The organism is Kribbella albertanoniae (assembly GCF_004348455.1).
Taxonomy (GTDB): Bacteria; Actinomycetota; Actinomycetes; order Propionibacteriales; family Kribbellaceae; genus Kribbella; species Kribbella albertanoniae.
Window position 1 is genome coordinate 1 of sequence record NZ_SMKA01000510.1, and the last position, 1,650, is coordinate 1,650.

At 67.9% G+C, this 1,650-nt stretch carries 2 protein-coding genes; both read right to left on the reverse strand.

What is annotated here, in order from left to right:
- Nucleotides 1-101 precede the first annotated feature (101 nt).
- Complete coding sequence (locus E1261_RS46755) at nt 102-815, reverse strand: type II secretion system F family protein (protein WP_238176858.1); 714 nt, start codon at nt 813-815, stop codon at nt 102-104.
- Entirely contained in the window at nt 812-1,603 is a 792-nt protein-coding gene (locus E1261_RS44665; protein WP_132416423.1) for a type II secretion system F family protein, read from the reverse strand. Before E1261_RS44665 ends, E1261_RS46755 begins: the two co-directional genes overlap by 4 nt.
- Nucleotides 1,604-1,650 lie beyond the last annotated feature (47 nt).

The following is a 1,650-nucleotide window of genomic DNA, read 5'->3' on the forward strand; positions in this document are numbered from 1 at the left end:
GGCCTCCTGGGTTGATGTTCTTGCCAAGAAGATGCAGTCGGCGAACGGCCTTGTGGCAAAGAACTTTCGGACCTGTGGAAAAGTCGTTGCCGTAGGCATCTTTAGCCAGCGGTGAGGTACGGAACCAGAGCGTCGGCGATGGTGGGGACGATCGAGAGCAGGACAAAAGCGGGGAGGAAGCAGAGGCCTAGTGGGAGGGCTGAGCGGGACTCGATGGTTCGGGCGTGCTGGTCGGCGGTGTGGTGTTGGGCTTGCCGGGTGTCGTTGGCGAGGCGTTCGAGGGTTCGGGACAGGGGTGCGCCGGACGTGAGGGAGCGGTCGATGGCGCGGGCTACGGCGGTACAGGGTGGTTCGGTGCGGAGGAGAGCCCAGGCGTCTTGAGGGTCTGCGCCGAGGGTGAGGCGGTGGGCGATCTCGGCCAGGAGGTCGCCGAGTGGGCCGTGAATGGCGGCGGCGACTGTGGTCAGGGCTTGTTGGGGTGGGCGGCCGGCTCGTAGGCAGGCGGCCAGGAGTTCGATGGTCAGGGGCAGGTCGTTCGCGATGGCTGCGCGGCGACGTTTGGTAGCGGCGGGTTCCAGGCGGGAGAGCGTTCGCGGGATCAGGCAGTACGCAGCGGCGGCCGGGAGCAGGCCCCATGGCGGGTTGACGAGGACGAGTACGGCGCAGGCGGCTGCTGCGGCTACGAGTCGATGGGCTCGGGGCGGGCGAGCCCTAGCGGCTTTGATGGGTTCTAGGCGTCGGAGGTCGGCTGGGGTGCGGAAGAGCAGGCTGACGCAGAGAGCAGCTGCGACGGCCGCTAGGAACGTAGTTGTCATGGGCAAGGGGTTTGCGTTGCTAGGCGGGCGGTCCAGTGCAGGCCGAGGGCGGTGAGGGCGAGGCCGCTGGTGAGGCAGAGCCAGCCGGGTGGGGTGGCGGTGAGGAACGTCAGGGGATGCGCACCCAAGGAGTAGCCGAGGGCGATTCCGAACAGTGGGAGGGCGGCGAGGATCCGGGCTGACGCGCGGGCACCGGCCAGGCCGGCCGCGGTTTGGCGGTGGATAGCTTCGTCGGCGCGAAGGGAGTCGGCTAGGCGTTCGGTGAGGGACGCGAAGGCGGCACCGGATTCTTCGGCTACACGCCAGGTGGCTGCGAGTGCGCGAATGCCTTCACTGCCTGGGGATTGCGCCGCTAGCTCGAGGGCTGTTGGGATGTCGCCGCCTAGCTTGGCTGCGGCGTGGGCTGGGTGGAGGTCGGGGGCGATGGTGGCGGCGCCTCCCAGCGCGTCGATGGGTGGGCGGCCTGCTGCCAGGTCGGCGGCTAGGACGTCTAAAGCTTCAATGACAGTGGTACGGCGGGTTGTGGCGGCTGCATGTCGTCGGTGTTGTTCTCGCTGGACCCAGGCGAGGGTGGCGATGACGGTGATTGCCGCGGCGGAGAAGAAGACTGGCGGGCCGAAGGCGAGCAGGACGACAGCAGCTGGGGTCAACAGCAGCTTGCGAGAGAACGGACGAGTAGATGCTGGGCGGGGAACTGCAGCGGTCAACCGCCGCAACGAATTGAGCCGCAGCGGGAACAGGAGGTGGAGGGCCAGCAGAGAGCAGAGGGTCGCGAGGAAACGGCTCATACGACTCCTTGAGAGCGGGGTTAAGCGGCGGCTCGGCGGGGTGGGTG